The following is an 18,359-nucleotide window of genomic DNA, read 5'->3' as shown; positions in this document are numbered from 1 at the left end:
GATCCCTTGTCGGTTCTGGTCTGTGGGGGAGGAGGACGAGGTCCGTCCGTTCGGGTTCATCGCAGCCTCCGGGCGAGTTCGTCCAGTTCCTCACCGAGTCGGAGCATGGCGTCGTCGTCGGCGGCGTAGGAGTCGTCCGCCTCCGGGTACAGCAGGCGCCCCAGGTGGTGCGGGTCGTCGCCGGTGCGCGCGGCCATCGTGGCCACCACGGTCTCCGGAGCGGTGTCGGTGTTCAGCCCCAGCCGGGGCACCGACCGCTCCAGGAATCCGGCCCGCAACGACGCGGCCACGCGGTCCCGGGCGTTGCGCGACCGGTACAACCGGGCGCGTCCCTCGGTCGTCTCCGCGGCGCGCACCACGACGGGCAGCGACTCGTGGACCAGGGCGCCCATCCGGCGTCCGCGCCAGAGGGCGAGCAGCAGCAAGGTCAGGGCCAGAGGCCCCACGGCCCAGAGCATCCCGGTGGGGAGCAGCTCCCAGATCTCGGATCCGCCCACCTCCTCGGGAGCGTCCGGGCGCAGCCACACCACGTGCTCCGCCGACGCCAGGTTGAGCGCCAGCGCGGCGTTGCCGTCGGAGGCCAGGTCGCGGTTGCTCAGGAACGTCCCGGTGCCGACCACCGTGGTGGTGGCGCCCTGAGGCGAGTCGACACCGATCAGGGCGGCGCCGCCGTCGGCCGGGTAGCAGGAGCGCGCGGTCACGTCGTCGTCGGCCGTGTACAGCTCGCCGGCGACGTCGGCCGAACCGGCGGCGGTGGCCGCGGACAGGGTGCACTCGGGGTCGAGCGCGCCCTCGTCCTCGACGCGTCCGGTCATGTCGGTGCCCGGCGCGAAGGTCCGCAACGCGCGCAGCGACGGTTGTACGAGCACGGTGTCGGTGCCGAGCTCGGCCAGGGCGTCCAACTCTTCGGGCAACAGCCGGTGGTCGAGGAAGACCAGCAGCACGGTGTCCTCGCCCGCGCGTTCGACGGCCTCGACCGCCGACGCGGAGTCGCGCGCGACGGTGACGTCGGCGTCCTCCTGGAGCAGTCGGGCGAAGGCCCGCGCACCCGTGGGTTCGGGGTTCTCCGGCTCCAGATGGCCGGACGGGAACCGTTCACCGCCCAGGGACAGCAGAACCCCCACCAGGAGCAGGGCGGAGAACAGTGCGACGGGGACACGGACCGCGCGCCACAGACGCCGGGCCTCGGACGTGGGTTCCGACGCCGGTCGGGGGTCGTCCCGAACGACGGTGTCAGCGGGGGCCGTCGTCATCGGACACCCTCCCGCCCGGTCGCGGTCCCGTCGACCGCCGGACGCGCGGCGCGAAGACGCGTGTCCAGTTCCCGCAGGGTGCGCGCGGCGTCGGCGGTGGCCGCGCGGTCGCCGTAGGCCACGTCGTTGAAGATGCGGGCACCCTCGCGCAGGCCCTCCGCCTCACCGGGCAGCACGGCGGCGGCCTCGGTGGACAGTTCGGTGGCGGTGCGTCCGGCCCGGGGGGTGATGATGGTCCGGTCCTCCAGGTCCACGCTGATGGCGCGCAGACGTTCGGTGACGGCCGCGGCGTACTCGCCGTCGGCCTCGTGACGGTCGGCCGCCGCACGGTGTTCGGCCGCCGAGCGCACGGTCCCCTCATGGACGAGGGCGCCGGACCGGCGGTTGCGCGACGGGCGCAGGTACACGATCAGCACGACCGCCCCGATCGCCAGGATCAGGAGGAGACCGGCCGCCCACACCTCGCCCGGAAGGAACCCCTCACCGGCCGACAGCAGGGAGCCCAGCCAGGAGTCCAACCAGTCGAGGAAACGGTCGATGATCGAGGGCTCGTGCTCTCCGTACAGGGGGTCGGAGAGCTCCTCGATGGCACGGCGGCGCCCCTCGTCGCGGGTCACCTCCGCGGGCAGGGTCGTCGGGGGTCTCACGCGGGCCGCTCCGGCAGGTAGATCTCCGGACCGACCGTGTCGCCGCGCTGCGCGACCTGGTGCAGCTTCAGGTCCAGACCCTCACGGCGCATCCGCAGGTCGACGTAGAGCAGGGTGTTGACCCCGGCCACGAACGGCTGGGTGATCGCGTAGATCAGCACGGTGAGCACGTAGGTGATCGCCCCGGCGGCCACTGTGGCCCAGAGGGCGCCGGGCGCGGCCAGACCGATGAACGCGGCGATCATGCTCACGGGGGTGCTGAGGATCATCTGCACCGCGAAGACGATGACGAGGGCCAACAGCCAGTAGCCCAGGGTGCGCCACCAGCTGCCCTGGGACAGGCGCCAGGAGCGGGCCATGGCCTGGAAGGGGCCCACCCGCTCCAGGACCACCAGCGGCATGGCGTAGTACAGGCGAATCCAGATCCAGAGCGCGGGGGCGGCGACCGCCAGGGCGCCCACCAGGGCGATCAGCAGGCCGATCGCGATGCCGGCCCCGCCTCCGGAGGCGTAGCCGACCATGACGCCGACGAAGACCGCGAGGATCAGGGCGAGGGCGAACACGACGCCGATGACGAAGCCGATGACCAGCTTCAGCACGGCCAGCCCGAGGATCGCGCCGATCCGTCCGCGTGCGGCCGCCCAGGCCTGCCCGGCGGTGAGCCGGTGTCCGAGGACGGCCATGCCCGCGACCGCCGCCAGCAGCCCCAGGAGGATCGCGCCGCCCAGGTAGACGATGAGCTCACCCAGGTACATCAGCCCCATGACCAGCGGTGAGAACGGGAAGAGGGGAGCCTCGGGGTCGAGCGCGGTGGGGTCGGCGAACACCTCGTCCATGAACGTCGTGTAGTCGTCCAGGAACAGCGTCGACGCGACGCTGCTGAGGACGGAGGCCAGCGCCATGACGACGAGGGCCAGACCCATGGTGGTCTTCGGGTTGTTGCGGACGTAGCTGAACGCTCCGTTGAAGACGTCGCCGAGGGTCATGGGCCGGAGCGCCACCACCCCGGGCTTGGGCGCCTGGGGCCGTCCGGGGCCGTACCCGGACCATCCCTGGGTGCCGTGGCCGGGCGGGCCTCCGGGGGGAGCGCCGTACCCCGGCGCACCGGTGGGCGCACCTCCCGGGGCGGGCCCGTAGGCGGATCCGGGGTAGGCCTGTGGCTGCTGCCCGTACCCCTGGTGTCCGTACCCCTGCTGCTCGTATCCCTGGTGTCCCTGGCCCGCAGGCGCGTACCCCTGCTGCCCGGGGGGCCCGTATCCCTGCGCGCCGTGTCCGGGCTGCTCGGGAGGGGCGAAGCCGGGGTGCCCGGTGGGCCCCTCGGCCGGAGAGGGCGTGCTCTGCGGGGGATGCGGCGCACCCTGGCCGGGCGCCGCCCAGCCGGAGTACGGATCCGCGGGCCCGGGGGGTGGGCCGGCGGGCCCACCGGGGTTCCCAGAGTCGGGCGACCGTTCCTCCTCGGTGCCGTTCGGGTCCGCCCCGGACGTGTCCCGGTGGTCGTCCTCCTGGCTCATCCGCCCCGCCCTCCGTGAGGTTCGGTTACTCTGCGCGAGCGTATTCGCGCCAATACTGAACTGTCGGAAACCAACCTACCGGCCGGTTCCACCGCTCCTCAGTGGTGTTGTCCTGTGTCGCAGTACAACCCACGCACTTCATTCCTTTTGTATGCTTTCTGTTACCAACCGGCCAAGTCACGTGGCTTTCCAGGTCCGCCTGGCCAGGGACGACATCGCCGGTGGCCGAAAATGGTCCAAAAGGGCCCAACACCGTTGACCGCTCTTCCCGCCGGGCCCGGAGCCGGCAAGGTTGGAGAAGATCGAATCGCGGTTCCCCGGATCCCAGGATCGGGGACCACGGGCACCGAATCACTGACGCCGCTTGAGTGTTCCAGGAGAGAGGAGTAGGTGCCGGACCGCTTCACCGCCCACACGGCGGGGACGGCCTACCGGTGCCGGACACACCGATGAAGGGACGTGTACTGGTTGTCGACGATGACCTCGCCCTCGCCGAGATGCTGGGTATCGTGCTGCGGGGTGAGGGGTTCGAGCCCTCGTTCGTCCACGACGGGGACAAGGCCCTGGAGGCCTTCCGCGAGACCAAGCCCGACCTGGTCCTCCTCGACCTGATGCTTCCCGGGGCCGACGGCATCGACGTGTGCCGTCAGATCCGGACCGAGTCCGGGGTTCCCATCGTCATGCTCACCGCCAAGAGCGACACCGTCGACGTCGTCCTGGGGCTGGAGTCGGGGGCCGACGACTACATCGTCAAGCCCTTCAAGCCCAAGGAGTTGGTGGCCCGCGTGCGGGTCCGCCTGCGTCGCACCGAGGAGCCGGCCCCCGAGGTCCTGCAGATCGGCGACATCACCATCGACGTCGCCGGCCACGCCGTCCGGCGTGACGGCGAGCAGATCAGCCTCACCCCGCTGGAGTTCGACCTGCTGGTCGCCCTGGCCCGCAAGCCGCGCCAGGTGTTCACCCGCGAGGTGCTGCTGGAGCAGGTCTGGGGCTACCGCCACGCCGCCGACACGCGCCTGGTCAACGTGCACGTGCAGCGGCTGCGCGCCAAGATCGAGAAGGACCCGGAGCACCCCGAGGTCGTCGTGACCGTTCGCGGTGTCGGCTACAAGGCCGGTACCGCCTGATCCGTCCAGGATCCTCATGACCCTGTCCGAACCCGAGGAGGGACGGCGGATCGAGCCCGAAGGGGAGCGGTCGGTCCCCTCCTCAGGGCTGCCCGCCTCCGACGACGGTCGACCCGACCACAACACCGGTCTGAGCCGTGCCTACCTCCTCGCCCAGCGCGCCGCGCGCGCCCTGGTGCGCGGTGTGCACACCAACTGGCGTCGTTCGCTGTACCTGCGCGTCATCAGCACGACCCTGGTCCTGTCGTTGCTGGTGATGGCCGGACTGGGCTACGTGCTCATCTCCGAGGTGCGGGGCGGTCTGCTGGAGGCCAAGGTCAACGCCGCGGTCAACGACCACAGGGCGGGGCTCAGCTACGCCCTCGCGGAGCTCCAGGAGAACGAGTCCAGCGACCGGGACCGACTGCTCAACAACATCGCGCGGGAGCTGACCAGCCGCAGCGGCGAGACCGGGCTGTACGGCGTGGTCGTGCTGCCCTCGGTCAGCGACGAGCGCGGTTGGGCGACCGTCGACGAGGACACCGTCAACGAGAGCGTGCCCGAGCGACTGGTGGAACAGGTCCGCCACACCGAGGCGCCCGACCAGCAGTACCACACCTACACCCGGATCGAGACCGAGGACGGGACCGTCGAGCCCGCCCTGGTCGTGGGCGCCCAACTGACCCACGCCTACGAGCTCTACTACGTGTTCCCGCTCCAGCACGAGCAGGAGATCCTGGACCTGGTCCAGAACACCGTCGCGCTCGTCGCCGTGCTGTTGGTGATCCTCCTCGGACTCATCGCGTTCATGATCACCCGCATGGTGGTCACCCCGGTCCGCTCCGCCGCCCAGTCCGCGGAACGGCTGGCCTCCGGCGACCTCGCCGAACGCATGACCGTGCAGGGTGAGGACGACCTGGCCCGGCTCGCGGTGTCCTTCAACGACATGGCGGGCAACCTCCAGGAGAAGATCCAGGAGCTGGAGGAGCTGTCCAAACTCCAGCGCCAGTTCGTCTCCGACGTCTCCCACGAGCTGCGCACCCCGCTCACCACCATCCGCATGGCCGGAGACCTGCTCTTCGACGACCGTGAGGAACTCGACGCCTCGCACCGGCGCTCCGTGGAGCTGCTCCAGAGCCAGGTGGAACGCTTCGAGGAACTGCTCGCCGACCTGCTGGAGATCAGCCGCCACGACGCGGGGGCGGCCACGCTCGGCACCGAGTCCGCCGACATCCGGGACTCGGTGATGAAGGCGGTCGGCGACGCCGAACAGATCGCCGAACGGCGCGGCATCAAGGTGGTCCTGCGGCTGCCCGCCGAACCCTGCATGGCCGAGTTCGACACCCGACGCATCAACCGCATCCTGCGCAACCTGGTGGTCAACGCCATCGAGCACAGCGAGGGACGGGACGTCGTGGTCGCCGCCGCCGGCGACCGCGACGCCATCGCCGTGGCCGTGCGCGACTACGGGGTGGGCCTCAAGGAGGGGGAGGAGCACCTGTGCTTCGACCGCTTCTGGCGGGCCGACTACTCCAGGGTGCGCACCACCGGGGGCACCGGCCTCGGGCTGTCCATCGCCAAGGAGGACGCCACCCTGCACGGTGGTTGGCTCCAGGCGTGGGGCCTGCCCGGTCAGGGCTCCCAGTTCCGGTTGTCCCTGCCCCGACGCGCCGGAGCCGAGCTGCGCGGTTCACCGCTGCCGCTGGTTCCGCCGGAGATCGCCCTGGGGCGTAACTTCACCTCCCTGGGCGAGCCGACCGTCAAGGCGCGCGGTGGTACCGATGACGAGGAGGCCTCGTGATCCAGAAGCCATGGTCGGTCGCGGCGCCGCGGTCCACGCGCTCGCCGCGCACCTGGGCCCGGGGCGCGCGGACCGTCGCCGCGGCCGCGCTCGCCTGCGTGTCCCTCGCGGCCTGCGCCACCGTTCCCATGACCGGACCGGTCGTCCCCGGCGAGGGCGGGGACGTCTCCGGTGACCCCTACGACGGCTACGTGCGGCTCCTGCCCGCGGGCCCGCAACCCGGGGTGGCCCCCGAGGGGCTGGTCGACGGCTTTCTCAAGGACATGGGCAGTTTCGAGGAGGACCACAAGGCGGCCCGCAGCTACATGCTGCCCGAGACCGCCGACGCGTGGTCCCCCGACGCCGGCGTGCGCGTGATCGACGACCTCGACGCCGCCGACTTCGACGCCGAGATCAGCAACGACGGGCTCACCGCCACCGTCCTGGTCCGCAGCAACCTCGTGGCCGACATCGACGAGAGCGGCAAGTACGTCCCCACGCAGTCCGCGGCCACCCTCCTGGAGGAGACGTTCACCCTGGCGAGGGAGGACGGCGATCCCGAGGGCGAGTGGCGGATCGAGGACCTGCCCGACGAGCTGCTCCTGAGCACACTCGACATCGAGCGCACCCACCGCCCGTTCAACCTCTACTACTTCAACCAGGAGCGCACCGCCCTGGTCCCCGACCCGGTCTACCTGCCCGTGAGCCCGGACCAGCTGGCCGAACGCCTGCTCCGCAAGCTCATCGCCGGGCCCACCGACTGGCTCGCGCCCGCCGTGAACTCCGCGTTCCCCCGGAACGCCGCCACCAACCTGGAAGTCGACTCCCAGCACGCCGTGATCAATGTCGGTGGGGTCGCCGAGGCCGACGAGTACGACATCGCGGCGCAGATCGCCTGGACGCTCCGTCAGCTGCCCGAGGTCCAGGAGTTCACCCTCAAGATCAACGGTGAGGAGGTCGCCTTCCCCGACTCCGACGGGGAGAGCGCCGACCGGCCCCGCCCCGGCAGCGACCTCTGGTCGCGGGTCAGCCCCGGAGCCACCTCCGCCGACATCCGCGGGTACTACACCCACGAGGGCCAGTTGTGGGCCGCCTCCGACTGGAGCGCCGAGAGCTTCGGCGACGCCGAACCGGTCCCCGGACCGCTCGGCCGCGGCGACGTGCCCCTGGACCGGTTCGCGGTCTCACTCGACCAGACCACCATCGCCGGCATCACGCTCGGCGGGGGCGAGGTCGTCACCAGCCTGATGGCCGCGGGTGCGCACACCCGGGAGGTCCTCGACGACGGTCTGTTCACCGACCTGTCCTGGGACATCGACAACAACCTGTGGGTGGTGGAGGAGACCCGGGACGAGGACGACGAGAACGGGGACGACGACGAGGACGACGGCCGCGAGGCCGAGGGCGACCCCAACCTCAGCGGGTCGGGCGACGAGGATCCGCCCGACCCCGGGGACAGCACCCTGTGGCTGCTCCGCGACGGTGACGCGGTGGTCCGCGCCCAGGTCGGCGGGTTGCGCGACCACTCCCTGGTGAGTTTCCGGATCTCCCGGGACGGCACGCGCGCCGCGGTCATCACCGAGCAGGACGGGGAGCGCGAGCTCAAGGTCGGCCGGGTGGTCGAGGACGAGGACGGCCAGGTCGCGGTCGGCGACTTCATCACCCTCGCCCAGGGGGTGGAGGAGGTCACCGCGGTCGCGTGGCGCTCCAGCGACCAACTGGTCGTGCTCGGCAGCCGGGACGGTGGCACCCACCAGGCGCTGCTCGTGGCCCTGGACGGCGGCACTCCGGCGGCCAGCGCGGGCACCCCCGCGGCGGGCATGGTCACCATCTCCGGTGCGCCGGGCCAGCCTCTGCTCGCGGGTTCCGACGACGGCAACATCTGGGCCTCCAACGACCCGTTGAACTGGCAGAACGTGGTGGAGGGCGGAGCGCCGGCCTTCCCGGGCTGACACGGACGCATCGGCCCCGCGCCCTCCGGTCGCCCGACCGGTCGCGGGTGCGGGGCCCGCGTCGGCCGTCCACAGGCGCGCGATCGGCTCTGGCGGGCCCGCCTCCGCTCCCGGATCCTGGGGAGATGGACCAGAGCACCACGCCCTCGCCGGGGCGGCGGCTCCAGGGGCGGACACTCGTGCTCGCACGTGCTCTGTCGGCCCTTCTCACCGCCGTCCTCGACCTCCTGCTGCCGCAGCGCTGCGCGGGCTGCGAGGGCCCTCACGGGCCGCTCTGCGCCGCCTGCCGGACGCTCCTGGACCGTGGTCCGCGCCCCTGCGCGCCACGGAGGGGCTGCCCACCGACCTGGGCGGCGGGTGGACACGCCGGCCGCGAACGTCGGGTCCTGCTCGCCTACAAGGAACACGGGGACGGTCGGCTGGCCGCCGCCCTGGGCGAGCGGTTGGCGAGAACCGTGCGCGCGTCGGGGCGGGCCGGACACGACGTCCTGTTGGTGCCGGTCCCCGGACGGTGGGGCACCGCGCCGGGACGGGGGCGGGTGGCGCGGCTGGCGCGTGAGTGCGCCCGGTACCTGGGCCCCGCGGGCACGGCCGGCACGGCACCGGTCCTGCGCTACCGGCGCCCGGCCGCGCGCCAGGTGGGGCTGGACCGGGCGTCGCGTCTGGACAATCGGGCGGGGGTGTTCCTGGCGTGGCCCCGGAGCCACGCCGGCCACGCCGGGCCCGTCGACCCGGCCGGACGTCCGGTGGTGATCGTGGACGACGTGCTCACGACCGGGGCGACACTCGCCGAGGCCGCCCGTGCGCTGCGCGCGGAGGGGGCCCGGGTCGTCGGCGCGGTGGTGGTGGCGGAACGGGGTCGGCCGACGACGACTTCGGGCATCGGTGTCACCCCGCGGAGAAGGTTTTACAAACGCCCCTGAACAGGCGAAAGATGCCTTTCTGTAAGGCTTTGCGGGATCGTTCGGCGGCTCGTGGGCCGGTTCCCCACCTGACATACGGCCCCGGACAGGTTACGGTCCAGGTATGGCACCCGTCCGGGTCCGTGGTTGCGCCGGAACATCGAAGCCTCCGGGAACACCGGAGAGCTCCACCGGCAAGCCGATGCCAGGCGCAGGCGAAACGGCCCACGTAAGGCGACTTTTCGTCGACCGATCACGGTGCGCCTTAGAGGTAAGTCCTGCCCCGCGGAGGGTCCCGATGTCCCTCATGACAGGGAGAAGAGCAGTAGTCGCGTTCAAGAGCGGCGACACTCTCAGCAGGCGGATGTGGGGACGAAGACCAGGTCGGCCGGACGGGTGGCATGCCGACGCGCGGGGGTCCGACGTTTCCGGGGTGGACACCCCGTGGACGCGGATCCCTCGCCGTTCCCTTCCCGGGCCGGGTGCCCACCTCCACGGCGCCGCGCCCGCACCCTGCCACGACCCCGACGCTCACGGCGCCGCCCGCCATGGCGTTCTCGCCCGTGCCCGCGCCCGTCGTCCCCACGAGACCACCTTCGCGAACGTCGCGCCCCCCTGCTCCCGGCGGGTCTTCCTGCCCGCTCTCGGCGATCTTGCCCTGACTTGTCCCAAATCGGGAGAAAGCCCTTATTCGCAGTTCACCTGCCCTGGGCAATCATGTGTACGGGTCGGGTGATGACACCCTCCCGGATGGGTATACGCACTTCCAAGCGGGCCGGACTCCGGTTCGCGCCACCGACGGAAGGGGGCGAACGCGCCACACCCCTCCCCGCCCAGGGAGGGAGCAGAGCCAGCCTGGCCGTCGCCTTCACGACGGCCACGCGATGAAGGGGGTCCTATGGACATCATCGTCAAGGGTCGACGCACCGGTGTGAGTGAGAAGTTCCGGGAACACGTCGAGACGAAGCTCGACCGGCTCTCCAAGTGGGAGCGCAAGGGCATGAGCGTCGATGTGGAGGTGTCCCAGGAGCGCAACCCCAAGCTCGCCGACGTCCGCGAGCGGGTTGAACTGACCATCCACTCGGACGGACCGGTGATCAGGAGCGAGGCCGCGTCGGTGGACCGGCACGGCGCCCTCGACCTGGCCATCGACAAGATCGAAGCGCGTCTCCGCAAGTCCGCGGACCGACGCAAGGTGCACCGCGGCAACCGCACTCCCGTCTCCGTGGCGGCAGCCACCGCCGACCTCCCCGGAGACCTGCCCTCACCCACCCCGACCGACAACGCGGCACCCCCCGCGCAACGCAGTGGGGACGAGGAGATCGACGGCGTCGAGCTCGACGGTCGTTTCTCCGACGAGTTCGTCGAACTCGACACCCAGGGGGAGGTTCCCGTCATCGTGCGGGAGAAGTTCCACCGGGCCAAGCCGATGAGCATCGACCAGGCGCTGATGGAGATGGAACTCGTCGGCCACGACTTCTACCTCTTCCACGACGAGGTCAAGGACACCCCGAGCGTCGTCTACCGCCGTAAGGGCTTCGACTACGGCGTCCTCAGGCTGGTCGACTAGAGGTTCCCCATCCCGACGCCCCGGGTCGGGGCGTCGGGAGAGAGTCACACCCGACCGGGCCCGCCGTCTCGCTGTTCCCGGCGGCGATCGGGTCCGCCCCGACCGCCGTGTTCCCGGCCCGCCCGACGCCGCTCCCGGGCGGGCCCGCGGCTTCGGTCAGGTCTCCCCGGCCTCACGCGCCTGCTTGATGCGGTGCAACGGTGTCTGGTGCGGTTCCTCGGGCTCGGTCCGCGGCGGGTCGAGCACCACGTCGCTGAGGATGTCGCAGTACACCCCCACGACGACGGCCGCGAGCATCAGGACCCCGCCGACCACCAGCGGCCACAGGGCCCCGCCCAGGGCGATCCCCAGGCCGCCCAGGGCGAACCCCGCGACGGCCAGGGCGACGCTCACCCAGGAGGCCGCGCTGCCCCGGTGGCCTTTGCTGGGCGCCAGGGTGCCGCCCTGGCGTTGGAATCCCCGAATACGCCCGAGGCGATTCTGTTCTTCGGAACTCGGATGATGCCGTTCCCAGGCCAACGCCGGGTCCATCTCCTCGGCGGGACGGGGGAACGTCCTGTGCACCCTTTCCACCGCCGACTCGATCACCTCTGCGGGTGTGTGCGGTGACAGCGGGCGGCTCTCCTCGTCGGTCGCCTCGGTCGAGGCCCGGTCACGTCCTCTGTGCCAACCCATGGTGGCCCCCTGGTCGTGTTGCGCCGGATACGGACGCCGCCGCGGAGTTCGCGTTCGCGCCGATCACCGTCGGAAACGTCCCTCACCCATTGCACTACCCGAAGAAATGCGCAAGTCTTCACGAACAGTATGAAAAGGGCGGGAACATTCACCCCCGTGCCGTGCGTTTGTCGGGAGGACGGGAAGTCGGCCGTGGTCCTCTAGGATGTAGGCCCGAGGACCCAGGATTCTCCCCCTGACCTCAGACACGAACACGTGCGGTCAGCGGGCCTAGATCTGACTCTCCACCGCGGGTGGAGCCGACCGCGATCTGCGAGGAGCGCATAGGAAGTGCCAGGCATACTCGACAAGCTCCTGCGCGCGGGTGAAGGTAAGATCCTGCGCCGGCTCAAGAAGTACAAGGAACAGGTCAACCTTCTCGAGGACGACTTCGTCGATCTGACCGACGATGAGCTGCGCGCCCTGACCCAGGAGTACAAGGAACGCCACCAAGACGGCGAATCCCTGGACGACCTCCTCCCGGAGGCCTTCGCGACCGTCCGCGAGGCGGCCAAGCGCACCCTGGGACAGCGCCACTTCGACGTACAGCTCATGGGTGGTGCGGCACTGCACCTGGGCAACATCGCCGAGATGAAGACCGGTGAGGGCAAGACCCTGACCGGGACCCTCGCGGTGTACCTCAACGCCCTCGCGGGCAAGGGCGTGCACGTCATCACCACCAACGACTACCTGGCCCGACGCGACGCCCAGAACATGGGCCGCGTCTACCAGTTCCTCGGCCTCGAGGTCGACGTGGTGGGTCCCAACATGAGCGCCGCCGCGCGGCGTCAGGCCTACCAGGCCGACATCACCTACGGGACCAACAACGAGTTCGGTTTCGACTACCTGCGCGACAACATGGCGCTGTCCCTCAAGGACACCGTCCAGCGGGAGCACTACTTCGCCCTGGTCGACGAGGTCGACTCCATCCTCATCGACGAGGCGCGCACCCCGCTCATCATCAGCGGACCCTCCGAGCAGAACTCCCGGTGGTACGCCGAGTTCGCGAAGATCGCCCCTCGTCTGAAGAAGGACGAGGACTACGAGGTCGACGAGAAGAAGCGCACCGTCGGCATCACCGAGTCCGGTGTGGCCAAGGTCGAGGACTGGCTGGGGATCGACAACCTCTACGAGGCCGTCAACACCCCGCTGATCAGCTTCCTCAACAACTCCCTCAAGGCCAAGGAGCTGTACCGCAAGGACAAGGAGTACATCGTCAAGGACGGTGAGGTCCTCATCGTCGACGAGTTCACCGGACGCGTCCTCGCCGGTCGCCGCTACAACGAGGGCATGCACCAGGCCATCGAGGCCAAGGAGCGCGTCAAGATCAAGGACGAGAACCAGACTCTCGCCAAGGTCACGCTCCAGAACTACTTCCGCCTCTACGAGAAGCTCGCCGGCATGACCGGTACCGCCCAGACCGAGGCGGCGGAGTTCACCCAGACCTACAACGTCGGTGTGGTGCCCATCCCCACCAACAAGCCGATGGTCCGCGAGGACGTCAAGGACGTCGTCTACAAGCACGAGGACGCCAAGTTCCAGGCCCTGGCCGAGGACATCGCCGAGCGTCACGAGGCCGGTCAGCCCGTCCTGGTCGGTACGACCAGCGTCGAGAAGTCCGAGCTGCTGTCCCGGATGCTCAAGCGCGAGGGTGTCCCGCACGAGGTCCTCAACGCCAAGAACCACGCGCGTGAGGCGTCGATCATCGCTCGGGCCGGCAAGCTCGCCGGCGTCACCGTCGCCACCAACATGGCCGGTCGCGGTACCGACATCATGCTCGGCGGCAACCCCGACTTCCTCGCCGACGAGGAGCTCCAGAACCGCGGCCTGAGCCCGCTGGAGACCCCGGAGGAGTACGAGGCCGCCTGGCCCGACGCGCTGGAGAAGGCCAAGGCCGAGTTCGAGGCCGAGCACGAGAAGGTCGTCGAGGCCGGCGGTCTGTACGTGCTCGGTACCGAGCGCCACGAGTCGCGCCGGATCGACAACCAGCTCCGCGGTCGTTCCGGCCGTCAGGGTGACCCGGGTGTGTCCCGCTTCTACCTGTCGCTCCAGGACGACCTGCTGCGTCTGTTCAACTCCAGCCGTCTGGAGGTGTTCATGAACCAGCTGAACATCCCGGACGACCAGCCGATCGAGTCCGGCATGGTGAGCAAGGCGATCGCCTCCGCCCAGGGCCAGGTCGAGACGCAGAACTTCGAGATCCGTAAGAACGTCCTCAAGTACGACGAGGTCCTCAACCGCCAGCGCAAGGTGATCTACTCCGAGCGCCGCAAGGTCCTGGAGGGCCAGGACCTGCGCGAGCAGGTCATCGAGATGCTGGAGGAGGTGCTCCGCGGCTACGTCACCGAGGAGACCGCCCGCGGCGAGGCCGACGACTGGGACCTCGACAAGCTCTGGCGGGCGTCCAAGCAGGTCTACCCGATCAGCTTCACCGTCGACGAGTTCATCGAGCAGAACGGCGACGTCCACACGCTGACCTCCGAACTCATCGCCGACAGCATCGTGGAGGACGCCAAGAGCGCCTACGAGACCCGCGAGGCGGAGCTGGGCGAGGAGGCCATGCGCGAGGTCGAGCGCCGGGTCATCCTCCAGGTGATGGACCGCAAGTGGCGTGAGCACCTCTACGAGATGGACTATCTCCAGGAGGGCATCGGCCTGCGCGCGATGGCTCAGCGCAACCCGCTGATCGAGTTCCAGCGCGAGGGCTTCGACATGTTCCAGCAGATGCTGGAGGCCATCAAGGAGGAGTCGGTCGGCTTCCTCTTCAACGTCGAGGTCCAGGTGCAGAAGAAGGCCGAGCCGAGCCTCACCGCCACCGCCGCCGCGCAGACCGCCGCGACGGTCGGCGGCGCCACGGGCGCGACCGCCGTCGCGACCGCGGTCGAGGAGGACGAGGACGCCGCCGACGCGGCGGCCCCCGACACCGAGGCCCCGGCCGAGGACGTCGTGGTGCCGGGCTTCGGCGAGGACCGGCCGAGCCGGCTCCAGTACTCGGCGCCCAGCGAGGACGGCACGGTCGAGCGGCACAGCGAGGCCAACGACGAGTTCGCCGGCACCGCGCGCAACGCGCCCTGCCCGTGCGGCTCCGGGAAGAAGTTCAAGAAGTGCCACGGGGACCCCTCGGCCAAGTAGCCGTACGGTCCGAGTGACACCGACGCGCGTGGGCGCGGCTCCCGAGGGGGCCGCGCCCACGCGCGTCCATGGATGTGCGTCGCCCCGTCGGTGGGCGAGGACCCTGCGCGGTGGGTTCCCGAACACGCGGCGGCCCGGTGGCGACGGGCGCGCACCGGGCCGTTCCGTGGGGGCGAGCCCGCCGGGTCGGGTCAGGAGGTCTGTGTGACCTTGTTGAGGCCCCGTGGGACGTCGGGGTCGTAGCCCAGACGGCGGGCGAGGCGCTCGGTGAGCAGCTGCGCCGGGACGATGAGGTTCATCGGAGAGACCCACTCGGGCACGTTCGGGGCCGGCACCGACAGGTCGCTCGCCTCGGCCAGGGCCGCACCACCGCCGAACCCGAACACCGGGGCGCCGGCGGACCGGGCGCGTTCGGCGAGGGCGACGGTGCCCTGCACCGTCGGGCCGGTGGGGGAGGCCACCAGCAGAGCCGGGGTGCGCGGGTCCACGACGGCGATGGGGCCGTGCAGCAGGTCGGCGTAGGACAGCCCCATGGCGTGCAGGTAGCAGGCCTCCTTGAGCTTCAGGGCGGTCTCCAACGCGGTGGAGAAGGCCATCCCGCGGCCGGAGATCACGGCGCCCTGCACCGCGACCATCCGTTCGACGATCTCCTCCAGCGCGTCACCGGGCGCGGCGAGGGTCTCCTCGATGCCCTGGGGCACCAAGTCCAACTCCCCGGCGTCCAGGTTCGCGCCCAGCCCCAGAGCCAGCACCGCGAGCGCGGCCAACTGGGTGTTGTAGGTCTTGGTGGCGGGCACCGCCACCTCGTTCCCGGCCCGGGTCACCAGGGCGACGTCCGCCTCCGTGGCCAGGGGGGAGTCGGCGCCGTTGGTGACGGCCACGGTCCGGGCCCCGCAGTCGGCCGCCCAGCGCATCGTCTCGACGATCTCCTCGGTCCTGCCGGACTGGGAGATGGCCACCGCCAGCACGTCGGACAGGTCCATCCTGGCGCCGTAGGCGGTCGCGATGGACGGCGAACCGAGGGTGGCCAGGCGACCCGCGTGCGCCTGGAGCAGGTAGGAGCCGTAGACGGCCGCGTTGTCGGAGGATCCGCGCGCGATGAACAGGACGTGTCTGGTGCTGCGGCCCAGCGCCTCGATCTCCCCGCGCAGGGGGAGGAGTTCGGCGAAGGTGCGGCGCAGAGCCTCGGGCTGCTCGGCGATCTCCGCTCGCATCACGCTCGTCGTGGTGGTCATGGGCAACCTTCCCAGGGTGTGCACGGGCGGCCCCGAACGGGCACCGGGCGCCGCGCCGAAGACCGGGGAAACGGTGGTTCCGCGCCGGTCACGACATCGCCGGCGGGGCGTTGACAGGGGATCGATGCTGTGGTCTAGTCCGGACTATACCAGTTGGAATCCGATATGCCAGGAGAAATCCGAATGGCGAGGCCGGCCGCGCGCTAGGGTCTTCCCACGCCGATCCGTCCGCCCAACAGAAGGCCGTCCATGTCGATCGACCCCACCAACCCGCTCCCCAAGTACGTCCAACTCCGTGACCTGCTGCTGGACCGGATCACCTCGACCGGGCTGAGTGTGGACGACATGATCGCCTCCGAGCGTGAGCTCAGCACCGACTACGGGTTGTCCCGGATGACGGTGCGGCAGACCATCGATCTGCTGGTGGCCGAGGGCAAGCTCTATCGTGTGCCCGGCAAGGGCACCTTCGTGGCGCGCCCCAAGATCGAGATGTCCCTGGTCCTGGCCTCCTACAGCGAGGACATGCGCGCCCGCGGGTTCGAACCGGGCGCCCGCGAGCTCATCCGTCAGGTCATCCCGGCCAGTGGCCACACCGCGCGCATGCTCGACATCGCCCCCGGCACCCTCGTCCACCACATCGAACGCATGCGCACCGCCGACGACGAACCGATGGCGGTGGAGCGGTCCAACATCCCGGCCGCGATGGTGCCGGGCCTGGAGGACTACGACCTCGCCGAGAGATCTCTCTATGAGGTCCTGGAAAACGAGTACGACATCCTGTTGGATTCCGGGGAGCAGACCATCGAGGCCGGGATCTGCGACTCGGCCGACTCCCGTCTCCTCGGTCTGCCCGCCGGGAGCCCGGTGCTGGTGATGCAGCGCCGCAGCTTCGCCAAGGGACAGTGCGTGGAACTGGCGCTGTCCACCTACCGTGCCGACCGCTACCAGCTGCACTCCCGGTTGGATCCGCGCCGGCACGGCGACTGACGTCCCGCGCCCGCTCGGCGCGCGTCCGTAAAGGAAGGCCCCCCGCCATGTCGGACCCCACAGCCGCCCGCACCACACCGACACCGTCCGGCGGCAGCGCCGGCGGGGGTGGTCGCGGTTCCGCCACGCTGGCCGTGCTGCAGCGACTCGGCCGCAGTCTGATGATGCCGATCGCGGTCCTGCCGGCCGCCGCGATCCTGCTCCGTCTGGGACAGCCGGACCTGCTCGGCGCCGACGGTCTGGCCGGGTTGCCGGGCATGGCCTGGATGGATCCCGTCTCCGGGGCCGTGGGCACCGCTGGCGACGCGATCTTCCAGGCACTGCCGTTGCTCTTCGCGATCGGTGTGGCGATCGGCTTCGCCAAACGCGCCGACGGTTCCACCGCGCTGGCGGCGGTCGTCGGCTACCTGGTCTTCGACCGGGTCGCCACGTGGACGATGTTCACGTTCGACGGCCCCCAGGGCGATCTGGGATCGCAGATCACGTCCTATCCGCTCGCGGTCGATCCGGTGACCCGGGAGCCCCTCACCGACCCCGCGACGGTCAACGCGGTGGCCCCGGCCATCGACCACGCGATCAAGAACCCCACCGACGTCCTCGGCGGCATCGCCATGGGTCTGATCGCGGCGTTGCTGTGGCAGCGCTACCACCGGATCAAGCTGCCCACCTGGCTCGGCTTCTTCGGCGGGCGTCGTTTCGTGCCGATCGTCACCGCGCTGGCCGGCCTGGTCATGGGTGTGGCCCTCGGTCTGATCTGGCCGATCGTCGGCATGTGGATCCAGAACCTCGGCGAGGCCATCATCGGTGCCGGTGCGCTCGGGGCCGGACTCTACGGGCTCATCAACCGCATCCTGCTGCCGCTGGGTCTGCACCACGTGGTCAACTCGTTCATCTGGTTCGTCTCCGGCGGTTACACCGCGGACGACGGTACCGTCTCGAACGGTGAGATCACCCGCTACTTCGCCGGGGACCCCGACGCCGGGGGCATGCTGTCCGGCTTCTTCCCCGTGCTGATGTTCGGCCTCCCCGGCGCCGCCCTGGCCATGTGGCTGGCCGCCTCCCCGGCGCGCCGCGCGCAGATCGGTTCCATCATGATCCCGGCGGCGCTGACCGCGTTCGTCACGGGTATCACCGAACCGGTGGAGTTCGCGTTCATCTTCGTGGCCCCGCTGCTGTTCGGTGTGCACATCGTGCTCACGGGTGTGTCCATGGCGGTGTTGAACGCGCTGGACGTGCAATTGGGCTTCGGATTCTCCGCGGGCCTCATCGACCTGTTGCTCAACGCCACCAAGGACAACACCCAGGGTCTGGGAATCCTGCTGTTGTTCGGCCTGATGTACTTCGTGGTCTACTTCGCGATCTTCTACCTGCTCATCACGAGGCTGAACCTCCCCACGCCGGGCCGCGAGAGCGATCCCGAGGAGAACGTCCCCGCCGCCGAACCCGCCGCCGCGGGGGCGGAGGACCGCTCCGACGGTGTGGGCAGGGGCGACGGGACCACCGTGAGGGACCGTGACCCGGCGGACTGACCCACGCGGGCCGGTGCCCCGGATCATCCGGAGACACCGGC

The 18,359-nt window shown here is 70.4% G+C and carries 13 protein-coding genes; 8 read left to right on the top strand and 5 right to left on the bottom strand.

Annotation, left to right across the window (positions count from 1 at the left end; all coding sequences use genetic code 11):
* Window positions 1–56: 56 nt before the first annotated feature.
* Genes DSY14_RS06160 through DSY14_RS06150 form a run of 3 tightly spaced genes read right to left on the bottom strand, consistent with a single transcriptional unit; the run spans window position 57 to window position 3,411 of the window.
* Window positions 57–1,253, bottom strand: coding sequence for a DUF4350 domain-containing protein (locus DSY14_RS06160; RefSeq protein ID WP_249187392.1), 1,197 nt, complete (start codon window positions 1,251–1,253; stop codon window positions 57–59).
* The gene (locus DSY14_RS06155; protein ID WP_211715483.1) at window positions 1,250–1,900 is read right to left on the bottom strand and encodes a DUF4129 domain-containing protein; all 651 of its coding nucleotides are present in this window, start codon (window positions 1,898–1,900) and stop codon (window positions 1,250–1,252) included. Before DSY14_RS06155 ends, DSY14_RS06160 begins: the two co-directional genes overlap by 4 nt.
* The gene (locus DSY14_RS06150) at window positions 1,897–3,411 is read right to left on the bottom strand and encodes a glycerophosphoryl diester phosphodiesterase membrane domain-containing protein (protein WP_211715482.1); all 1,515 of its coding nucleotides are present in this window, start codon (window positions 3,409–3,411) and stop codon (window positions 1,897–1,899) included. Before DSY14_RS06150 ends, DSY14_RS06155 begins: the two co-directional genes overlap by 4 nt.
* Before the next feature lie 449 nt (window positions 3,412–3,860).
* On the opposite strand from DSY14_RS06150, the gene mtrA reads away from it, so the two are divergent.
* The 5 genes from mtrA to hpf all read left to right on the top strand — a co-directional run bounded on the left by mtrA (window position 3,861) and on the right by hpf (window position 10,721).
* Window positions 3,861–4,538, top strand: a complete 678-nt coding sequence (gene mtrA, locus DSY14_RS06145) for an MtrAB system response regulator MtrA (protein WP_211715481.1) — start codon at window positions 3,861–3,863, stop codon at window positions 4,536–4,538.
* A 16-nt stretch (window positions 4,539–4,554) separates the two neighbouring features.
* Window positions 4,555–6,318, top strand: a complete 1,764-nt coding sequence (gene mtrB / locus DSY14_RS06140) for an MtrAB system histidine kinase MtrB (RefSeq protein ID WP_211715480.1) — start codon at window positions 4,555–4,557, stop codon at window positions 6,316–6,318.
* Window positions 6,319–6,416: 98 nt separating this feature from the next.
* Window positions 6,417–8,249: an LpqB family beta-propeller domain-containing protein gene (locus tag DSY14_RS06135; RefSeq protein WP_307851139.1), complete on the top strand. Its 1,833-nt coding sequence runs from the start codon at window positions 6,417–6,419 to the stop codon at window positions 8,247–8,249.
* A gap of 125 nt (window positions 8,250–8,374) precedes the next feature.
* Window positions 8,375–9,172: a ComF family protein gene (locus DSY14_RS06130; protein WP_211715479.1), complete on the top strand. Its 798-nt coding sequence runs from the start codon at window positions 8,375–8,377 to the stop codon at window positions 9,170–9,172.
* A gap of 877 nt (window positions 9,173–10,049) precedes the next feature.
* Entirely contained in the window at window positions 10,050–10,721 is a 672-nt protein-coding gene (gene hpf / locus DSY14_RS06125; protein ID WP_211715478.1) for a ribosome hibernation-promoting factor, HPF/YfiA family, read from the top strand.
* 156 nt (window positions 10,722–10,877) lie between these two features.
* Here hpf and DSY14_RS06120 read toward each other — a convergent pair whose 3' ends face one another.
* Entirely contained in the window at window positions 10,878–11,396 is a 519-nt protein-coding gene (locus DSY14_RS06120) for a hypothetical protein (protein ID WP_211715477.1), read from the bottom strand.
* Window positions 11,397–11,726: 330 nt separating this feature from the next.
* Between DSY14_RS06120 and secA the strand changes: the two genes are divergently transcribed.
* On the top strand, window positions 11,727–14,567 hold the full coding sequence (gene secA, locus DSY14_RS06115; RefSeq protein ID WP_211715476.1) for a preprotein translocase subunit SecA: 2,841 nt from the start codon (window positions 11,727–11,729) through the stop codon (window positions 14,565–14,567).
* A gap of 191 nt (window positions 14,568–14,758) precedes the next feature.
* On the opposite strand, the gene DSY14_RS06110 is transcribed toward secA, so the two are convergent.
* The gene (locus tag DSY14_RS06110; protein WP_211715475.1) at window positions 14,759–15,802 is read right to left on the bottom strand and encodes an SIS domain-containing protein; all 1,044 of its coding nucleotides are present in this window, start codon (window positions 15,800–15,802) and stop codon (window positions 14,759–14,761) included.
* A 249-nt stretch (window positions 15,803–16,051) separates the two neighbouring features.
* Here DSY14_RS06110 and DSY14_RS06105 point away from each other — a divergent pair, with 249 nt between their 5' ends.
* Window positions 16,052–16,789, top strand: coding sequence for a GntR family transcriptional regulator (locus DSY14_RS06105; RefSeq protein WP_211715474.1), 738 nt, complete (start codon window positions 16,052–16,054; stop codon window positions 16,787–16,789).
* 47 nt (window positions 16,790–16,836) lie between these two features.
* A complete protein-coding gene (locus DSY14_RS06100; protein WP_211715473.1) occupies window positions 16,837–18,318 on the top strand; it encodes a PTS transporter subunit EIIC in 1,482 nt (493 codons plus the stop codon).
* Window positions 18,319–18,359 lie beyond the last annotated feature (41 nt).

Source organism: Nocardiopsis sp. MG754419 (genome assembly GCF_018207095.1).
Classification (GTDB): domain Bacteria; phylum Actinomycetota; class Actinomycetes; order Streptosporangiales; family Streptosporangiaceae; genus Nocardiopsis.
The sequence above is the reverse complement of the archived record's forward strand: the minus strand, read 5'-3'. Positions and strand labels throughout refer to the sequence as shown.

Excerpts from the sequence above, each read along its gene's own strand:
- hpf (WP_211715478.1), top strand. The coding sequence starts at position 10,050 with ATGGACATCATCGTCAAGGGTCGACGCACCGGTGTGAGTGAGAAGTTC.
- DSY14_RS06110 (WP_211715475.1), bottom strand. The coding sequence starts at position 15,802 with ATGACCACCACGACGAGCGTGATGCGAGCGGAGATCGCCGAGCAGCCC.
- mtrA (WP_211715481.1), top strand. The coding sequence starts at position 3,861 with ATGAAGGGACGTGTACTGGTTGTCGACGATGACCTCGCCCTCGCCGAG.
- DSY14_RS06130 (WP_211715479.1), top strand. The coding sequence starts at position 8,375 with ATGGACCAGAGCACCACGCCCTCGCCGGGGCGGCGGCTCCAGGGGCGG.
- DSY14_RS06100 (WP_211715473.1), top strand. The coding sequence starts at position 16,837 with ATGTCGGACCCCACAGCCGCCCGCACCACACCGACACCGTCCGGCGGC.
- DSY14_RS06105 (WP_211715474.1), top strand. The coding sequence starts at position 16,052 with ATGTCGATCGACCCCACCAACCCGCTCCCCAAGTACGTCCAACTCCGT.
- mtrB (WP_211715480.1), top strand. The coding sequence starts at position 4,555 with ATGACCCTGTCCGAACCCGAGGAGGGACGGCGGATCGAGCCCGAAGGG.
- DSY14_RS06120 (WP_211715477.1), bottom strand. The coding sequence starts at position 11,396 with ATGGGTTGGCACAGAGGACGTGACCGGGCCTCGACCGAGGCGACCGAC.
- DSY14_RS06150 (WP_211715482.1), bottom strand. The coding sequence starts at position 3,411 with ATGAGCCAGGAGGACGACCACCGGGACACGTCCGGGGCGGACCCGAAC.
- DSY14_RS06160 (WP_249187392.1), bottom strand. The coding sequence starts at position 1,253 with ATGACGACGGCCCCCGCTGACACCGTCGTTCGGGACGACCCCCGACCG.